The organism is Streptomyces sp. NPDC005866 (assembly GCF_040629895.1).
Taxonomy (GTDB): Bacteria; Actinomycetota; Actinomycetes; order Streptomycetales; family Streptomycetaceae; genus Streptomyces.
This window is the reverse complement of record NZ_JBEXWP010000003.1, coordinates 445953-461532: the sequence shown is the minus strand read 5'-3', so window position 1 is coordinate 461532 and position 15580 is coordinate 445953. Positions and strand designations below refer to the sequence as shown.

12 protein-coding genes and 1 tRNA gene are annotated in these 15580 nt (G+C 69.9%); 6 read left to right on the top strand and 7 right to left on the bottom strand.

The window, feature by feature from the left end; translation table 11 throughout:
* Positions 1-81 precede the first annotated feature (81 nt).
* Positions 82-1584 carry a DEAD/DEAH box helicase gene (locus tag ABZ396_RS06905; RefSeq protein ID WP_358926965.1) on the bottom strand — a complete coding sequence of 501 codons (1503 nt, stop codon included), beginning with the start codon at positions 1582-1584 and terminating at the stop codon, positions 82-84.
* A 658-nt stretch (positions 1585-2242) separates the two neighbouring features.
* Between ABZ396_RS06905 and ABZ396_RS06900 the strand changes: the two genes are divergently transcribed.
* Both ABZ396_RS06900 and ABZ396_RS06895 read left to right on the top strand, forming a co-directional pair.
* Positions 2243-2416: a hypothetical protein gene (locus ABZ396_RS06900; protein ID WP_358926964.1), complete on the top strand. Its 174-nt coding sequence runs from the start codon at positions 2243-2245 to the stop codon at positions 2414-2416.
* On the top strand, positions 2417-2575 hold the full coding sequence (locus ABZ396_RS06895) for a helix-turn-helix domain-containing protein (RefSeq protein WP_358926963.1): 159 nt from the start codon (positions 2417-2419) through the stop codon (positions 2573-2575).
* 69 nt (positions 2576-2644) lie between these two features.
* Here ABZ396_RS06895 and ABZ396_RS06890 read toward each other — a convergent pair whose 3' ends face one another.
* The 5 genes from ABZ396_RS06890 to ABZ396_RS06870 all read right to left on the bottom strand — a co-directional run bounded on the left by ABZ396_RS06890 (position 2645) and on the right by ABZ396_RS06870 (position 7940).
* The gene (locus ABZ396_RS06890) at positions 2645-3166 is read right to left on the bottom strand and encodes a hypothetical protein (RefSeq protein WP_358926962.1); all 522 of its coding nucleotides are present in this window, start codon (positions 3164-3166) and stop codon (positions 2645-2647) included.
* Positions 3167-3297: 131 nt separating this feature from the next.
* Positions 3298-3525: a hypothetical protein gene (locus ABZ396_RS06885; protein WP_358926961.1), complete on the bottom strand. Its 228-nt coding sequence runs from the start codon at positions 3523-3525 to the stop codon at positions 3298-3300.
* Positions 3526-4557: 1032 nt separating this feature from the next.
* A complete protein-coding gene (locus ABZ396_RS06880) occupies positions 4558-6921 on the bottom strand; it encodes a DUF3987 domain-containing protein (RefSeq protein ID WP_358926960.1) in 2364 nt (787 codons plus the stop codon).
* A gap of 432 nt (positions 6922-7353) precedes the next feature.
* Positions 7354-7707 carry a helix-turn-helix domain-containing protein gene (locus ABZ396_RS06875; protein ID WP_358926959.1) on the bottom strand — a complete coding sequence of 118 codons (354 nt, stop codon included), beginning with the start codon at positions 7705-7707 and terminating at the stop codon, positions 7354-7356.
* Positions 7704-7940 carry a helix-turn-helix transcriptional regulator gene (locus tag ABZ396_RS06870; RefSeq protein ID WP_358926958.1) on the bottom strand — a complete coding sequence of 79 codons (237 nt, stop codon included), beginning with the start codon at positions 7938-7940 and terminating at the stop codon, positions 7704-7706. The genes ABZ396_RS06875 and ABZ396_RS06870 overlap by 4 nt, the downstream gene beginning before the upstream one ends.
* A gap of 119 nt (positions 7941-8059) precedes the next feature.
* On the opposite strand from ABZ396_RS06870, the gene ABZ396_RS06865 reads away from it, so the two are divergent.
* Together ABZ396_RS06865 and ABZ396_RS06860 are read left to right on the top strand one after the other, a co-directional pair.
* Entirely contained in the window at positions 8060-8902 is an 843-nt protein-coding gene (locus ABZ396_RS06865; protein ID WP_358926957.1) for a hypothetical protein, read from the top strand.
* Between the two features lie 3 nt (positions 8903-8905).
* Complete coding sequence (locus ABZ396_RS06860; RefSeq protein WP_358926956.1) at positions 8906-10414, top strand: site-specific integrase; 1509 nt, start codon at positions 8906-8908, stop codon at positions 10412-10414.
* A 60-nt stretch (positions 10415-10474) separates the two neighbouring features.
* Here ABZ396_RS06860 and ABZ396_RS06855 read toward each other — a convergent pair.
* A tRNA-Ser gene (locus ABZ396_RS06855) sits at positions 10475-10568 on the bottom strand.
* 169 nt (positions 10569-10737) lie between these two features.
* On the opposite strand from ABZ396_RS06855, the gene ABZ396_RS06850 reads away from it, so the two are divergent.
* Both ABZ396_RS06850 and ABZ396_RS06845 read left to right on the top strand, forming a co-directional pair.
* Positions 10738-11154, top strand: coding sequence for an SSI family serine proteinase inhibitor (locus tag ABZ396_RS06850; protein WP_358926955.1), 417 nt, complete (start codon positions 10738-10740; stop codon positions 11152-11154).
* 329 nt (positions 11155-11483) lie between these two features.
* Positions 11484-15563 carry a PAS domain-containing protein gene (locus tag ABZ396_RS06845; protein ID WP_359184007.1) on the top strand — a complete coding sequence of 1360 codons (4080 nt, stop codon included), beginning with the start codon at positions 11484-11486 and terminating at the stop codon, positions 15561-15563.
* Positions 15564-15580 lie beyond the last annotated feature (17 nt).

The window sequence follows — 15580 nt, the reverse complement described above, 5'->3', positions numbered from 1 at the left end:
CCGCGATCTGGCACAACAACGCAACCAACGCACCGATCACCCGGTCACTGATCGCCTACGACCACTGACCGGACATCGGACTTACTCGTCTAGGGCCAGCACGCTCGCGGCGGCTTGTTCCAGCTCCCGCAGCTGCCCGATCTCCTGCTCCAGCTCGGCGACGGTGAGCGCGGCCGAGGCGGAGTCGACGACCTGTTCCTCTGCCTCCTCCAGTTCCGCACCGGTCAGGTCCTCGAGCTCGGCGTCCCAGTTCTGGCCGTCCTCGCTCCCGCTCAGAGCGCTCAGCGCGGTGTCCTGGTGGGGCGGGACGGGGGCGCCGTTCGCGTCCGGTGCGGCGGTGTGCCGGGCGGCGAGCAGTTCGGCGCGCTTGGCTTCCAGCCGCCGGCGGCGGCGTTCCAGGGATTTGGCGATGGCCTCGGGACTGGACGCCAGGCGGCGCTGGAGCACGGTCAGGGCGAAGCCGACCTGGTTGCCGCGGCGGCCGTCGAGCCGTTCGGCGCGGTTCATCTCCTCCCGCACGTAGCGGGTGACCTGCTCGTAGAGCTCCTGCTCGGCCGGCGACAGCTCGTAGGGGACGGTGTAGGCGCGGCGCTCGGGGAAGAGCTTCTTGCCGTCGAAGGTGAGCAGCTCCTCCTTGACCATGCGGCGCATCAGGCCCGAAGCGTCGTGGTGGTGCACCCCGTCGCGGTACTTGCCGGCGAACCGGTCCCCGTCCAACAGGGCCATGAACAGCTGGAAGTCCTCCTCCTTACCCGCATGCGGGGTCGCGGTCATCAGCAGCAGATGCCGGGTCACCCGGCCCAGAAGGCGCCCGAGCTCATAGCGCTTGGTGGTCTTCAACTCGGCACCGAAGTAATGGGCACTCATACGGTGTGCCTCGTCCACCACGACCAAGTCCCAGCCGGACTCGGCCAGGCGGCGCTGCAGCTCCTCCGACCGGGCCAGGGCGTCCATGCGGGCGATCAGCCGGGGGTGCTTGTCGAAGACGTTCGCGTCGACGGTGGCCTCCACCAACTGCTTGGACAGCAGCGCGAAGTCCAGGCCGAACTTTTCCTGAAGCTCGTCCTGCCACTGCTCGACCAAGCCACCAGGCGCGACGATCAGACAGCGCTCCAGGTCACCGCGCAGGGCCAGTTCCTTTATGTACAGGCCGGCCATGATCGTCTTTCCGGCGCCGGGGTCGTCAGCGAGCAGGAAGCGCAGCGGCGTACGCGGGAGCAACTCGTTGTAGACGGCCTGGATCTGATGCGGAAGGGGATCGAGCAGGCTCGTGGACACGGCGAGCATTGCATCCCCGCGGGCCGCCATGCGGATGCGCAGGGCCTCGGCAGCCAAACGGAACAACTCAGCGTCGGCATCGAATTTGCGGTCCAAGGACCCCGGCTCGCCGACGGTAAGTCCGCTCTCCCGTTCACGGTACAAGATCGTTTCGTCCACCGTGCCGTTCGCATGGCGATAGGTCAGCCGAGCCGCAGAATCCCCGAACATCTGCAACGCCACCACCGTGACGTCCACCCCTGGTACCACGCCACCGACCACCGTGCCCGGGGCGAGATCCTCCAACCGCGATCGCGTGCCCGCCATCTGCTGCCCCTCCCCCAAGCCAAGGCACGCTAGAACCCGCACCTGACAGAACATAGGACCATCGCACCGGCAGCATAAATCCTTCACGCTTCGCCCACTACCTGGCCCCCTTCGGAGGCCGCCACTCATGGATGCGCTTCGCTAGGCCGATGCCGCTCCAGAGCTGGCGCACCATGAACTCGACCAGGACGAACGTGCGCTGACCATCTTCGACTGTGCGGCTCCCTGCAGCAGGGGTTCGAGCATGTCCACCACGGCAAGCCCACCAGGACCACTTTCAACGTGACCGTGGCCTCCGGCGGTCGAGGCATCCGGCGGGACTCCCCCAACAAGTCCACACCACACGCCGCGTAGGGGCCGCGGCTGGCGCCGTCCACATGGCGTTGACGCAAAGGCCGTTGACAATCCCGAGCGCACGGGATCTGCGGGCGCCCGGCCCTCCGCCAGCAGGCTTCGCGTTGGGTGCCCTTGCTCCGCGGGCGGTTGGAGAGCCATGGCGCCCCTGTACCGGACGAACCGGGCCCACGGCGACCCCTTGCCGCACAGCCTTTGAATGGGGGAGACGGTTGCACACGCCTCCGGTCATCCGCCAGGGGCACTGCGCTCCCACCCACCCGAGGTAGCCAGCACCGCACAAACCGACTGACAGGGGGAGTAAGTGGCCGCTTCTACGCTCCATTTCACCGACGCCACCGACGCGATCGATGCCGGCGAGTGCATGTGGTCTGAGGACGTGATCAGGCTGGCGGACGAACAGGAGGAGTACGAGCGTCAGCGCGCGGAGGCGGCCAGCAAGCTCCGCCAGGCTGCGCCATTGAGGCGCACCGCATGAGTGTCCAGACACCAGGGGGCCGCGCTCGCCCAACGCCTCTACGACGATCGGGAGAAGACCGTCCAGCAGATCGCCGACATGTTCGGCGTGCCGCGGTCGACGGTGTATGGGCAGCTCGACAGGACCAAGACCGTGCCCCGCCAGCCCAAGAACCCCTGACCGCTTGTTGGGGTCGGCGACCGGGTTCCGACACCCCGACCGTGGGGACCCTACTGATCGATCATCCGGTCACTCCGTGCCACCGATGCACTTACCGCACTGCTTCCACTTCGCGGGTACCGCCTGAGCGGAGTAAGTCAGGAGCGGGGTCCCCTGCCAGCCCCGCCGGAACCACTCACAGTCGGGGCTATCGTGGTAGTACTCGCTCGTCTCCGTAGTGATGACCTCGTCAAAGCTTCCGACTTCCCACATTCCGGGACGCATGTAGCGGCCGTACGCGTCCTGGCGAAGGCCAGCAGCGATACCACCGTCCCTCCGCCCCGAACTCGTGAGGATGTTGATGCCACACGCCTCGGCGAACTCGTAGACGTCGAAGTTCGGGTCTGAGCTCGCGAGCACCTGGGCGGTCACCCACATGACGTTAGTCTTTACGCGCCGCGTCTCGTCCTCTGTCAGTACCTGCTCAGTAAGCTTGGACTTCGAATCACCAGTGCGGCTGTGGCCAGCGCGGTCGATCCGGTAAGGGGCGTCGGACCAGTCGTGGTTGCTGATCTCGGCGGCGAAATCGCGGGCAAGCCTGCTAAGGGCCATGGTGTCCTCCGATCGGACGGCCTAGTCCGCCCCCCGACGGGGCAGCCCGTGTTGACCGTACGATCCGAGGCGGACAGACACAATGCCCCCGCCGCCCAAGGAGCAAAGTGGTGGGGGCTTGGAAGACCAAATCACGCCAGGCGGTAAACGGCCTGGTCCGGATCCGGCCTCACGATCACTCCGTCATCGGCGAGGTCGCGCAGGTGGCGCCGGGCCTCCTTGCCCGCGGCATCATCACTTGTCGGCTCGTACCCGGCGACACACAGGGCCAGTACGGCGCGCTGCGTGTCCCAGATGCCCCCCAACGCCTGGATCACTGCGGCGAGCGCTTGCTTGTGCGTCAGCAACTTCTCGGTCATCTCATCCTCCCCTTTGATAACCGCCGCAGCGTGACACACAACGGCGCCATTACCTACCGTCGGGTTACTTGCTCCCTGGTGTTTCCGAGTTGGGACTACCGGGCCTCGTAGCGCGGGTGTCGTGCGGTCCATGGGGTTGGTCGTGGGGCGTGGGCAGCAACTCGCGTGCCCGGGACCGGCCGCGACCGGTCGTGCGGCGGCGCTTCAGGGGCGAAAAGATGAGCGCATGACCCGACCACGCTTTCACAAGGACGACGGCCGGCCCCGCTACGTGGGACCCGCCACTGTGGTCTTCCCTGACGGTCGCGAAGTCTCCGTGACCGCCTCCCTGGTCCTGCGCCTGGACCCGGCAATCGTTCTGGACTTCAGCTACGACCGGCACAGCACCTGGGCAGGGAGCGTCTGTCTCCTCGCGGGAGACAGCGACGTAGACCTGTTTGACGCGGCGCCGGGCACACTCCGGATGCCCAACGGCCGCGAGAGCGAATTCATGGCTACCAGCGGGCCACCACACGAAGTTGGGTGCTCTGGCCTCGGGCCCGCTCCGTTCGTCTAGAGGCTGCTGTTCGTCACCGTGCGACGGCTCCCGCGCGCGTGTGCGTAGGACGGTCTCACGAGTTCCACCGCTGCACCTCTGCGCAGTTCAGAGGGGCGCGTGTGGGTCTCACGGCAGGGACGTTCTCCGCTTCGTGTGGGCGCGTAGGGCGGTCCAGAAAGTCCAGAAACTCCCAGGCGAGGGCGAGGCCCGCGACCGGAGCATCCGCGGGCCCTCTGGGGACGGGCAGGAGTGGGCGCCTGCCTCGTGGTCGTTGGTCAATTGGTGGGTTGGTCCGCTGATAGTGGCAGTGGCGGGCGACGGCTCGGCGTCGTCTGCGCCAGTGTGACCGTCTCAGCGCGCGTGCGCTGATGAGGGGCTGGTGGGCGCGTCCGATGGATGCGTGGCCAGTTGCCAGGAGCCTGCGAACTTCTGTCACGGTGAGGGGCGCGAGGCAGGAACCGTTTCTGCTGCCCCTTTTGCCGCGGCGTCGGCGGCTATGACAGCCATGCGCTTGTCACTTCCGCTCCGGGGGGGTTGTAGACCCAGGGGTGCACGTCGTACTTCGGTGAGGGCTTCTGACCGCGCTGGCCAGGCTTGCGGGGTGGGGCAGGGATCTCCGCGACCCAGCCGAGGTCTTCGAGTTCGTCCATCGCGTCCTTGATGGACTCGGCGTCGACGGCGCCTTGACTTCCTGTTGCGCGGCGCCCCTTGAACGATTCGCGGATCTTGCGAAGCGTCACGGTGCCGTCCTGGTTGAGCAGCTGCGGCAGGCGGTCAAGGATGTCCCGAAGGAGCTTCCGCCCGCCGTCGCCGTCACGGCTCATCAGCGCGAAGGCTGCGCGGGCGTGGGCCGTCAGGTAGGGAGCCAGGGCGAGGGCACGCACCATGGCGTCCTCACCGATCTCCGAGGCGCCGTGGTCCTCGAACAGGGTCAGGCAGGCCGCCAGTCGGGCGATCTGGCCGCACAGCTTCCCGGCCCACTCGCCGATGTCGTGCAGCCGGCCGCCGTCGACCTTGTCCTGCTCGATCTGGTTGTAGAACTCTGCGAACCGCTTACGGGCCCCCCGGGTGAGCTGCAGCGTCCGGATGTTCTCGGCCTTCCATGCGTGGTCGACGAGGCCGCGGATGCTGCTGCAGTACCCCTGTCCGACCTCGCTCGGGATGCCCGGAGTGTCGAAGGTGCCGGGCGGCATCGCAGTCGGCAGCGCATACAGGAAGCGGTTCAGAAAGCCGCTGGACTTGAACTCGGGGTTGTCCTTCTCCAGGCGCTCGACAACACCGGGCTGAATGATGAGCGCCAGTGTCAGCGCGGTCTTGGGCATCCAGGTGTGGCCCCGGCCGACACGGTCGATCTCGTGGCCGGTGCCGCTGTACGCCTTGAGGACAAGGGTGATGTCTGCGCGGCCGTTGCCGTACAGCCCGGCGCAGGCCTTGAAGAAGCCGGCCTCGGACTCCAGCAGCCCCATACGGCCGCCGTTCTCGCCCATGACCTTGCCGAGGGCTTCGAGCGTCACGTCTCCGACGAGAGCTTTAGGCAGGGCGGGCTGTTCCCTCAGTTCCCGCAGCCTGTCGAGAACGGCGTGGGCTTCCGACTTCTCTGCCCTGCCCTGGGCGACCAACCGCTCGACTGCGGCCATCTCTTGCTCTGTGATGCGGATGAGCTGTTCGTTCTCCTCAACACCGGACCGCAGTTCCTCGCGGAGCTCTCCGATGCGCTCCCGCAGAGGAGCGCTGGCAGCGTCCAGGGCAGGCGTCTTGCGTGCGGATGAGTCGGCCAGGCCGAGGAGGTACAGACAGACGTTCTCGTCCTCCCAGCCGTCCTTGACGTGGATGCGCACCCGCCCGCCGACTGAGGTCGAGATAGCTCCCAGGGCGGCGAAGGCAAGCAGGTCCTCGGAGACGTTGAGCGACGCCGACTGTGCCCGCACCCATGGCGCGAGCGTGCCGAGTTCGTCGACGGGGAACGGCGGCAGCGTGTGCTGGGGGATAGGGATAGGCGGGTCCCAACACGGACCGCCCCCCTCATTTTCCGTTCCACTTATTCCAGCGGGAGCTTTCAGCTCGTCCCACCGGGGTTCGGTGGAATTACTGGAATCGTTTTGGGCGGGGGCGGTCCGTGTTCCGGGCACCAGGTCTTCGTAGCCGAGCCCTGCCGCGAGGTGGTCGGAGACGTCCTTGCCGTGGGCGGGCTCCAGAACGCGCACGGGGATACCGGCGCGCTGCACGGAGTCGGCCACGGCCGCCGCGTGCTTACGTCCGGGCTCGTCGCGGTCCGCGATGACGACCACTTCCTCGGCTCCGCGGAAATGCTGGCTGTAGTCGTCGCTCCACTTCCCGGCGCCGCCCACGCCCGTGGTCGCCACGCAGCCGAGCTTGGCGAGGTTGTCCGCGTCCTTTTCCCCCTCGACGACGAGCACCGTGCCGCCGGCTTGTGCCGCGGCGATAACCTCGGGCAGGCGGTACAGGACACGGCGGATTCCCTTCACTCCAGGAGCGCCGTCCGGCCTGTACTGGCGGAACGTCTTCTTCTCTCCGTCGTATCCCGGCTCGAGGCGGCGCACGCTGTACAGCACTTCGCCGTGCTCGTCGCGGTACGGGTACTCGGCAACCACTTGCGGACGTTCGCGCTTCTGCACTGGCTCGTCAAAGAGGTCTTGCAGCGTGAGCCCAAGAACTGCGGTGACCTCGTCGACGCTGCACCCTGCGTGGCAGTTGAGGACGACGCCATCGCCGTCTCGTCTCGGTCCAATTGAGAGGGAGGGCGCACGATCCTCATGCGATGGACATTGCCAGGAAGCACCGCGTCCACGGCAGCCGTGGCTCTGCAGCGCCTCCTCGACACGCTTGCGAGCGCTCACTCTGCGGTCCCCAGGCTTTCAGTGGCCGTGATGGCGATGGCTCGTCGCGGCTGGACACGGTACGTGATGCCGCAGAGGGCGCGGCACATGCCGAGGCCCGTATGGCGATGCCACGAGTTGCAGCCGTGGCAGCGCGCGGCCGTCTCGGTACGCCCACGGGTGGCTACGACGACGGGCCGGACGATGGACGTCTCCTTGGTACCGGGGAAGAGTCCAGGCTGGTACAGCTTGGTCGCCGAGGCGCTAGGCGTTGGCGTCGCGAGGCAGACGACACTCGTGTCGTCGGGTGTGCGCTGTGCCATGATGCTGAGGGCCGTTCTTTTCGTTGGAGCCCCGGTTTGCTGTGGTGGTTGTGCCGGGGCCTCTGCGTGTGTGGGATGGGCTGGCCCCCGTCGGTCCGGTGCTGTAACACCGGCCTGGTAGGGGCCGTTCTCATGCGCCCAGGAACTGGTGCACGACCCCCGAAACAGATGGGGTGCAACCGCATTGAGACTGCGATTCCATGGCTCGTGAGCTGGGGGTTTTCCGGCCTGATGCACATTGATGCTCGCGCTCGTCATGCGAGGAATCGCGAGCCAGCTCCGGGGAGTACAGGAGCGTGATGACGTCACGCGTCGGGATGCGCAGCTTCCGGCCGAGCGGGAGCACGCGGGTCGCGGTCCACTCGCCGCGCCGGATCTGCGCATAGACGGTGTCCTTGTTGACGCCGAAGATCGACGCCATTGTGGGCACGTCCGTCGTCGGCCCGAGCGCCTCTATCGCCTCGCGCGTCCAGACGGCGGTCATGCCGCATCCCGCAGCGTGCGGATGGCGCTCACGTACCGCTCCAGGAACGCGCCCTTCGGCGTGCGGGTGCCAGCCTCCCAGTGGCTGACGGCCTGACGGGTCACACCGATGGCCTCGGCGAGCTCCCCCTGAGAGAGGCCCGCCGCCTGGCGGATAGCTCGCCGCTCCTCCGGGGCCGGGAGGTCCTGGTGCAGGCGCAGGCGAGCCCGAACGCGTAGCGCTGTGGCTGTCATGTGGCCAGCTTGGCAGGGGTGGTGAGTTGAGTCAACAGGCCAGCTCAGCAGACGTGGTGCGCCACGTCTGCTGAGCTGGTGTGTTGACTCGCGCGTTGCGTTCTTGCGATGCTCGCCAGGTGACGAAGCCCGGGCAGCAGCCCCCCACCGATGGGCCGGACGAGGTCCACATCAGCGCCATTGCCGACCACAACGCCGCCGCTGACCAGGCCGAAGGCGCTGTGGTGGCCACATTTGAATGCCGCCCCACCTCGAATGAGTGGGTCGCCAAGGGCGACGTCACGAGAGGTGCGCAAGGCCTGGTGATTTCCCGTATCGAGCTGCAGGCCGTCGACCCCACGGGCAACGGCATCACGGCCAGTCTGCTGCGCCGCGTCCAAGTGGGCGACATCCTGCACTTGGCCCGCGCCACCACTGCTCGTGCAGCGCAGTCGGCCTGGTCAGCGGCGGCGATGCTGGAGTACCCCGAGCGGAGGCCGCGGAGTGGAGGCCGCTCAGCCTTGAGTGACGAGCTCCTCCGCAGCGTGGCTGTCGCTTACTTGGCAGAGACGGCCCCTGGCCGCCCAGCCGGCGCGGTGAAGCGCATGGCGAGTGAGTTCGATCGCCCAGAGGAGACAGTCCGCTCGTGGGTCGCGCGGGCCCGTAAGGCGGGCTGGCTCGGTCCGAGTGTCAAGGGCCGTGCTGGCGCCGAGCCCGGGCCGCGCCTACGGAACCTCACCACGGAGGAGTTCGGCCGGATCTTCCCGGAGGGGTACGCCAAGCCTCCGCAGAACCTCTACGAACTGGCCGCGGGCTTCGAGTCGATGTCTGAAGACCGCCGGTGGGCCGCGTCGCAGGCCTATTTCAAGCTCGAGCGGTTCAACCGGGGGGTCCTCGAATCGGAGCGCCAGGAGCAGGAACGGCGGGCCAAGCGCCAGGACCAGGGCGAGGACGTCGGCGAGGACAACCAAGAGGGGGAGTGATTGATGAAGCCGTACAAGGCGTGCTCGTGCCGGGACCCGGAGACGAAGCGGCTACTCGGCAAGAAGTGCCCGGACCTGAGCAAGAAGGGCCACGGCGGTTGGTACGCCCGGTACGAGGCGCCCAAGTCCGCGGATGGGAAGCGCCGGCAACCGCGCATCGGTCCGTACGACACGGAACGGGAGTGCAAGGCCGAGCTCGGCAAGATGCTCGGCACGGCCGCCAACCCGAAGGCGCACGACGAACGGAAGACCACGCTCGGCCAGTACCTCGAACGCCGGTACACGTGGCGGAAGTCGGAAGCCGAGACCGGCGAGGGCCTGAAGAAGAGCACGCTCGACAGCGAGCGCGAGGCCATCGACCTTTACCTCGCGCCGGGCCTCGGCCACATCAAGATCGTCGACCTGAGCGACGAACACATCCGCGAGATGTACGCCGCCATGCGGAAGATCAACCGGCCCGAAGAGAAGACCGAGCGCACCGAAGTCCTGCGCCGCCTCCAAGAGGTCCGCGCCACCCGGCACGGCAAGCGGCTCCACAGCCGCCCCATCTCCGAGTCCCGCATCCGCCGCGTCCACGCCGTCCTTCACGGTGCGCTCACGGATGCCGTGAAGCTGTCGAAGATCCGGCCGGACAACCCGGCTGACGGGGTGTGGCGGTCGAAGGGCGGGAAGCGGAAGCAGGGCCGCGCGAAGCCCCTGCTGTGGACTGCCGAGCGTGTCGAGCAGTGGGAGAAGACCGGGGTCGTCCCGGCGAAGGTCATGGTCTGGTCGTCGGACCAGTGCGGCGCGTTCCTCGACTTCGCCGAGGCCTCCGGCGAGCGGTTGTACCCGGCGTTCCACCTGGACGCCTACTACGGGCCGCGCCGCGGCGAGCTGGTCGGCGCCGAAGAGCAAGACCTCAGCCTCGCCCGGCGCCGGCTGCACGTCCTCCAGGCGCAGTCGGACGACGAACTCGACGACACCAAGACCGAGGCCGGGTACCGGCAGATCCCCCTCGACGAGGAGACGGTCCGAGTCCTGAAGACCTGGCACAAGCGGAAGCTTGAGGAGCGCCTGGCCTGGGGCGAGACGTACCAGGACGCCGGCCGTGTCTTCTGCTACGAGGACGGCACCGCGCTGAAGCCGGAGTACCTGTCGAGCCGCTTCCGCATCCTGCTGGAGCGGTACGCCAACATCCGCGCGAAGGCCGCCGAGAAGTGGTCTGCCGAGCGGATCGCCCGGAAGTTCCGTACGACGGAGGCGGCCGTCGAGGTGGCGCTTCGGCTGACGCTGCCGCCTATCCGCTTCCATGATCTGCGTCACGGTGCGGCGACGATGCTGATCGCCGCCGGGGTGGACGACAAGTTCGTGAGCGAGGTTCTCGGGCATGCATCCGTCAGCTTCACGAAGGACGTGTACGCGGTCGTTGCCGAGGAGCTGGCGGAGGACGCCACGCGCAAAATCTCGGCCTTCATTCCCCGCCAGAATCGCCTTTCGGCGGTTGGTGCCAACACCGTGCCATCTGGGGGCTGAAAGTGGCTCCGAAAGCAACTCAGGGAGCCCAGCCGTATTCGGCCGAACTCCCTGGTCAGATGGCGGAGGCGGAGGGATTTGAACCCTCGATGGGATTGAAGTCCCAAACCGCATTAGCAGTGCGGCGCCATAGACCGGACTAGGCGACGCCTCCCGCACATCCGCCCGCGCGAGCGCGAGTGGTGCGTGCAGATGATGACACAGTCGAGCGCGCTGTCACCAATCGGCTCCCACGGTACTAGGCAGCCGGGCCGCGGGGCAAAGCCCTTCTCGTCGTCGAGGGCGCGGCGCAACGTCCGGGCCGGCGGCGCGTTGGGCAGGGCATGTCTCACTTCGCCGTGCGGGGCGCCCTCGGGGCCGTCGCCGCCGTTCTCGGATCCCTGCCCGCTCTGCCCGCCTCCGCCGCCGTCCAGGCCGACCACCTCACCGTCACCGTCCGGCACGCCGGGGACGGGAAGGACGGGACGTACGAGGTCTCCTGTCACCCCGGCGCCGGCAGTCACCCGGACGTGGACGGGGCCTGCCAGGTGCTCGACCGGAACACACGGTGGGGGCGGGACACCTTCGCCCCGGTTGCCCCCGGGACCGCCTGCACCATGCTCTACGGCGGCCCGGCGACCGCCCATGTCACCGGCACCTGGGCCGGCCGCCCGGTCGAGGCGACCTACGACCGCAGCAACGGCTGCGAGATCGGGCGCTGGGACCGGATGGTGCCCCTGCTGCCCGACCTCGGTTCATAGAGCCCGGCCCATCCGATGCGCAGAGCCGGGCAGCCCTGTCCTGGAGCACGGCCGTACAGCACCACCCATAGAGCCGTACAGCACCACCCATAGAGACGGCACAGCCGTTTCGTGGCGGAAGCCCCGCTCCCGTAAAAGTCTCGCGAAGGGACGGCGGAGGTGAGACGTGTCGGTCACATGTTCGCCGTCACTTCGTCGTGCGACCTCCCTCTCATCCGCGCCGCGAGCGCAATCGGTGGCTTTAGACTCCCTCGCGTGACACGTCGCGGGCAGGTTGGCAAGATGGCCCGAGCGGTCGGCAAGGTGCGGTAACAGGGAGGAAGCGTCTCGTGAGCAGCAGGCCATCCCGAGGCGCTGCTCGCCTCGCAGCCATACTGGACGCGCTGCCGGATGCGTTGGTACTGGTCAACGCCAACGGAACCGTCGTCAACGCGAACACCATCGCCCTGGAGGCGTTCGAGGCGCCGGGCACCGCGCTGGTCGGGCGCGGGCTGCTCGACCTGCTGCCGCAGTTTGATTCCAGGCTCATCCCCGGGTCCATGCGGCGGCCCGACCACATGGACCCACGCGGGCGGACCAAGCCGACCCGGATGATCGCGCGGCGGACCGACGGCTCGGAGTTCCCGGTCGAGGTCACCAGCGCCAACCTGGAGAACGGGCAGCAGGCGTACGACGGTTACGGCTACGGCGCCGACGAGCTGCTGATGCTCGTGGTGCGCGACCTGACCGGGACCGTGGACACCGAGGCCGAGCTGGCCCGCTCGCAGCGGCAGACCGAGATGATCCTGCGGGCTGCGAGCGAGGGTGTCGTGGGGACCGACACCGACGGGCGGATCGTGCTCGTGAACCCGGCCGCCGCTCAGATACTGGGATATCGGGCCGGTGAGCTGGGCGGCAAGGAGCTGCACAATCTGGTGCTGCACTCGCGCGGGGACGGCTCACCCTTCCCGTACGCCGAGTCACCGCTCGCCGACACCCTGCGCTCCGGGCGCAAGCACCGGGTGCGCGGACAGGTGCTGTGGGCCAAGGGCGACAAGAAGGTGCCGGTCGATCTGACGACGGCGCCGGTGCGCGACGGCGACCAGCTCGTCGGCGCCGTGATGACCTTCAGCGACCGGCGGCCCTACGACGCCCTCGCCGAGGAGAAGGACGCGCAGGAGAAGGCGCACGCCGAAGAGCTGGAGAGGCTCTCCGAGGAGCACGCCTCCGACCTGACCGCGCTGCGCCAGAAGCACGTCAGCGAGGTCGAGGAGCTGCGCGAGCGGCACGCCGAAGAGCTGGCGTCCGGCGAGGAGCGGTACGCGGCTCTCGGCGAGCGCGAGAAGGACCGGTACGAGGCCCTCTCCGGGCGGCACGAGCAGTTGCTGACCCTGCTCGCGCAGTCGTTGCGCGGCCCGCTCGACGAGTTGCGCCGGGAACTGGCCGCGCTCGCCGCCGACGACGCCGGGCAGCTGTGGCCCGAGGCCAACCAGGTGCTTCATCACCTTTCGGCCGGTTACTCGCGTATCACCCAGCTGATCGACAACGTACTCGGCTACCAGGCGCTGGACGCCGGGACCGAAGACGTCCACCGCACCAAGGTCATGCTCGACGCGGTTGTCGCCGCCGGTGTGGACGGGGCAGTGGAGCTGATCGGGCCCGGGCGGGTCCAGTTCGCCGTGCACGCGCCGCCCATCGAGGCCGAGGTGGATCCGCAGCGGCTCGCGGTCGCGCTCGCGCATCTCGTCGCGGACGTGGCGGGTGTCGACGCGACCGGGAACGCGCCCGTCTCCGCCGGCGGCTACATGGACAACACCGTGGTGGTAGCGGCGGCGCAGCGCGGTGAGGTCGTCCGTATCGAGGTGCGCGGGCCTTACCCCGGGGGCGACCCGGTGCACGAGCCGATCGTGCGCGGGATCGTGCGCGCTCACGGCGGTGTGCTGCAGACGCACGAGGTGCCGGGCATGAGCGGCAGCGCGTTCGTCCTGGAGGTGCCGATCGGGGGTGGCGCCGGGGCCGTGCCCCCTCCGCCCGGTACGGCGGTGGCCACGATCCCCGCCACCGACGAGACCGGTGCCGGTGGGCGGCGGCGGGCCCGGCGGTCGTCCGTGGACGCCTTCCTGGACAGCGATGTGCCCGGCGGCGAGGCCGGCGAGGGTGAGGTTCCGGCCGCGGCGCCGACCGGGCGGCGGCGCCGGCGGGCCGCCGGGGCGGAGGGCCAGGAGAGCGGGCCCGCCGCGATCGGGAACAACCACAACATGCAGAACTTCGAGAGCATCGAGAACTTCGACAGCGCGGACTCGGCGTCCGGCGGTACCGGACGGCGGCGCGGGCGTCCGGCCGACGCTTCCGGGGGTGTCAACGGTGTGGCCGGTGTCGCCGAGGGTGCCGTGGTGACGGCGGCCGAGCAGGGCGCCGGCACGGCCGCCTCGGGTACGGGACTCGGTGGCACCGTTCCGCCGCAGGGCGTACCCGCGCCGGCGGCGGGGCGACGCGCCCGGCGTGAACCCGACGAGCGACAGGCGCTGCCGGCGGCGCTCCCCGCTGCCACAGCCGCACCGGACGACGAGGAGCAGCCGAGCGGGCGCCGACGCCGTGCGCTGGCCGCGGCGGCCGAGCGGGCCGAGCAACAGCAGGCGGGCCCGCGTCCGGTCTTCGCGCTGCCGCCCGCCGAGGCCGACCGCACCCCCGGCCCGGTCGCGGTGGCGGCCGAGGAGGGCCGGCACGACGCCGTGGCGCACGACCAGGGCGAGGACCACACCCCGCCGCAGCCGCACCCCACGAACTCGCCGACGGGCCGCCGTCGCCGCGCCGTGGGCCAGCCCGCGGAGGGCGCCCCGGCCGTGGTGCCAACGGTGCCCGCGCAGGCGGCCGCCCCGGGGCACCCGGTTCCGCCCGGCCAGGGCATCCCGGCCCAGGCGGGGCCCGCGCCCCAGGTCCCCGCGCCGTCCGGCGTCCCCGCGGGCCCGGCGGCCGCCCCGCAGCAGCCCGTGCAGGCGGGTCAGCCCGGTGAGCCGGTTCCGCAGGCACTGCCGGGTGCGGCCGTACCGGCGCCGGCACAGCCGCAGCCGCAGGGTCCCGCTCCGGTGGCCCCGGGCCGCCCGGCCCAGCCGGCGCCCGCGCGGCCCGCCCCGGCCGCTGAAGTCACCCGGGCCCCCGCCCAGCCGCTACCGGCGGAGGCCGCGCCCGTGGCCCCCGTACCGCAGCAGTGGCCGGGCGCCGACCAAGCACCCGCGCCCGCCCCTCAACCCGCTCGTGCCGCGCAGCCGTTGCCCGCGGAGGCGGCGGCGCCCGCGCCGGCCGACCCGGACTCCACGCAGGGCAGGGCGTTCAGCGTACGGACGCTGGGGCAGGGGGTGCCGTTCTCGCGGCAGGCCGCGCAGGTGCAGCAGCCGACGGCGACCCCGCCCCCGCACCAGCCGGGCGGCAACGGACGGCGCCGCAAGCTGGGCACGCGCAACGAGCAGCAGCGGGCCGAGCTGGCGGCCCGGCAGCATCCGCCGGCCGAGCAGCCGGTGGCCCAGCCCATGCCCCAGGCGTCGCCGGCCGGGCAGTCCCGGCTCGCGTCCGCCACCGACGGCGCCGGACGGTCGTACGCGATAGGCGCACCGGACGTGAACGCCGCCGAGGGCCCGGAGCCGCTGGACGGTCCCGGCGGTGCGGTCGAGGTCGCGGATGCGCCGCGCCCGCAGCGGATGGACGACGAGCTGCCCCCGGAGCCGCTGGACAACCCGCGTCGGCTGCTGGTGTGGCCCGCGCCGGACGTCACCACCCAGCAGGCGCTGAGCGACAGCGGCTACCGGCCGGTGATCGTGCACTCCCGCGAGGAGGTCGACGCTCAGATCGCCGCGTTCCCGGCGGCGCTGTTCGTGGACCCGCTGACCGGACCGATCACGCGGACCGCGCTGCAGTCGCTGCGGCAGGCGGCGGTGGCGGCCGAGGTGCCGGTGATGGTGACGGCCGGACTGGGACAGGCGACGCGCGAGGCGGCGTACGGCGCCGATCCCGCCGTACTGCTGAAGGCGCTCGCGCCCCGGGACAGCGAGCAGCATCCGCCGCGAGTGCTGCTCATCGAGGAGCACGCGGAGATCGCCCTCGCCCTGACCGCGACGCTGGAGCGGCGCGGGATGCAGGTCGCGCGGGCGGCGAGCGACGCCGACGCGGTGGCGCTGGCGGGGCAGCTGCGGCCGAACCTGGTGGTGATGGACCTGATGCAGGTGCACCGCCGCCAGGCCGGCATCATCGACTGGCTGCGCGCGAACGGCCAGCTGAACCGGACGCCGTTGGTCGTCTACACGGCGGCCGTCGACCAGGCAGACCTGCCTCGGCTGGCGTCGGGTGAGACGGTCCTGTTCCTGGCGGAGCGGTCCACGAGCACGGAGGTGCAGAGCCGGATCGTGGACCTGCTGGCGCGGATCGGGACGAACTGAGACAGCGTCGGCGCGCC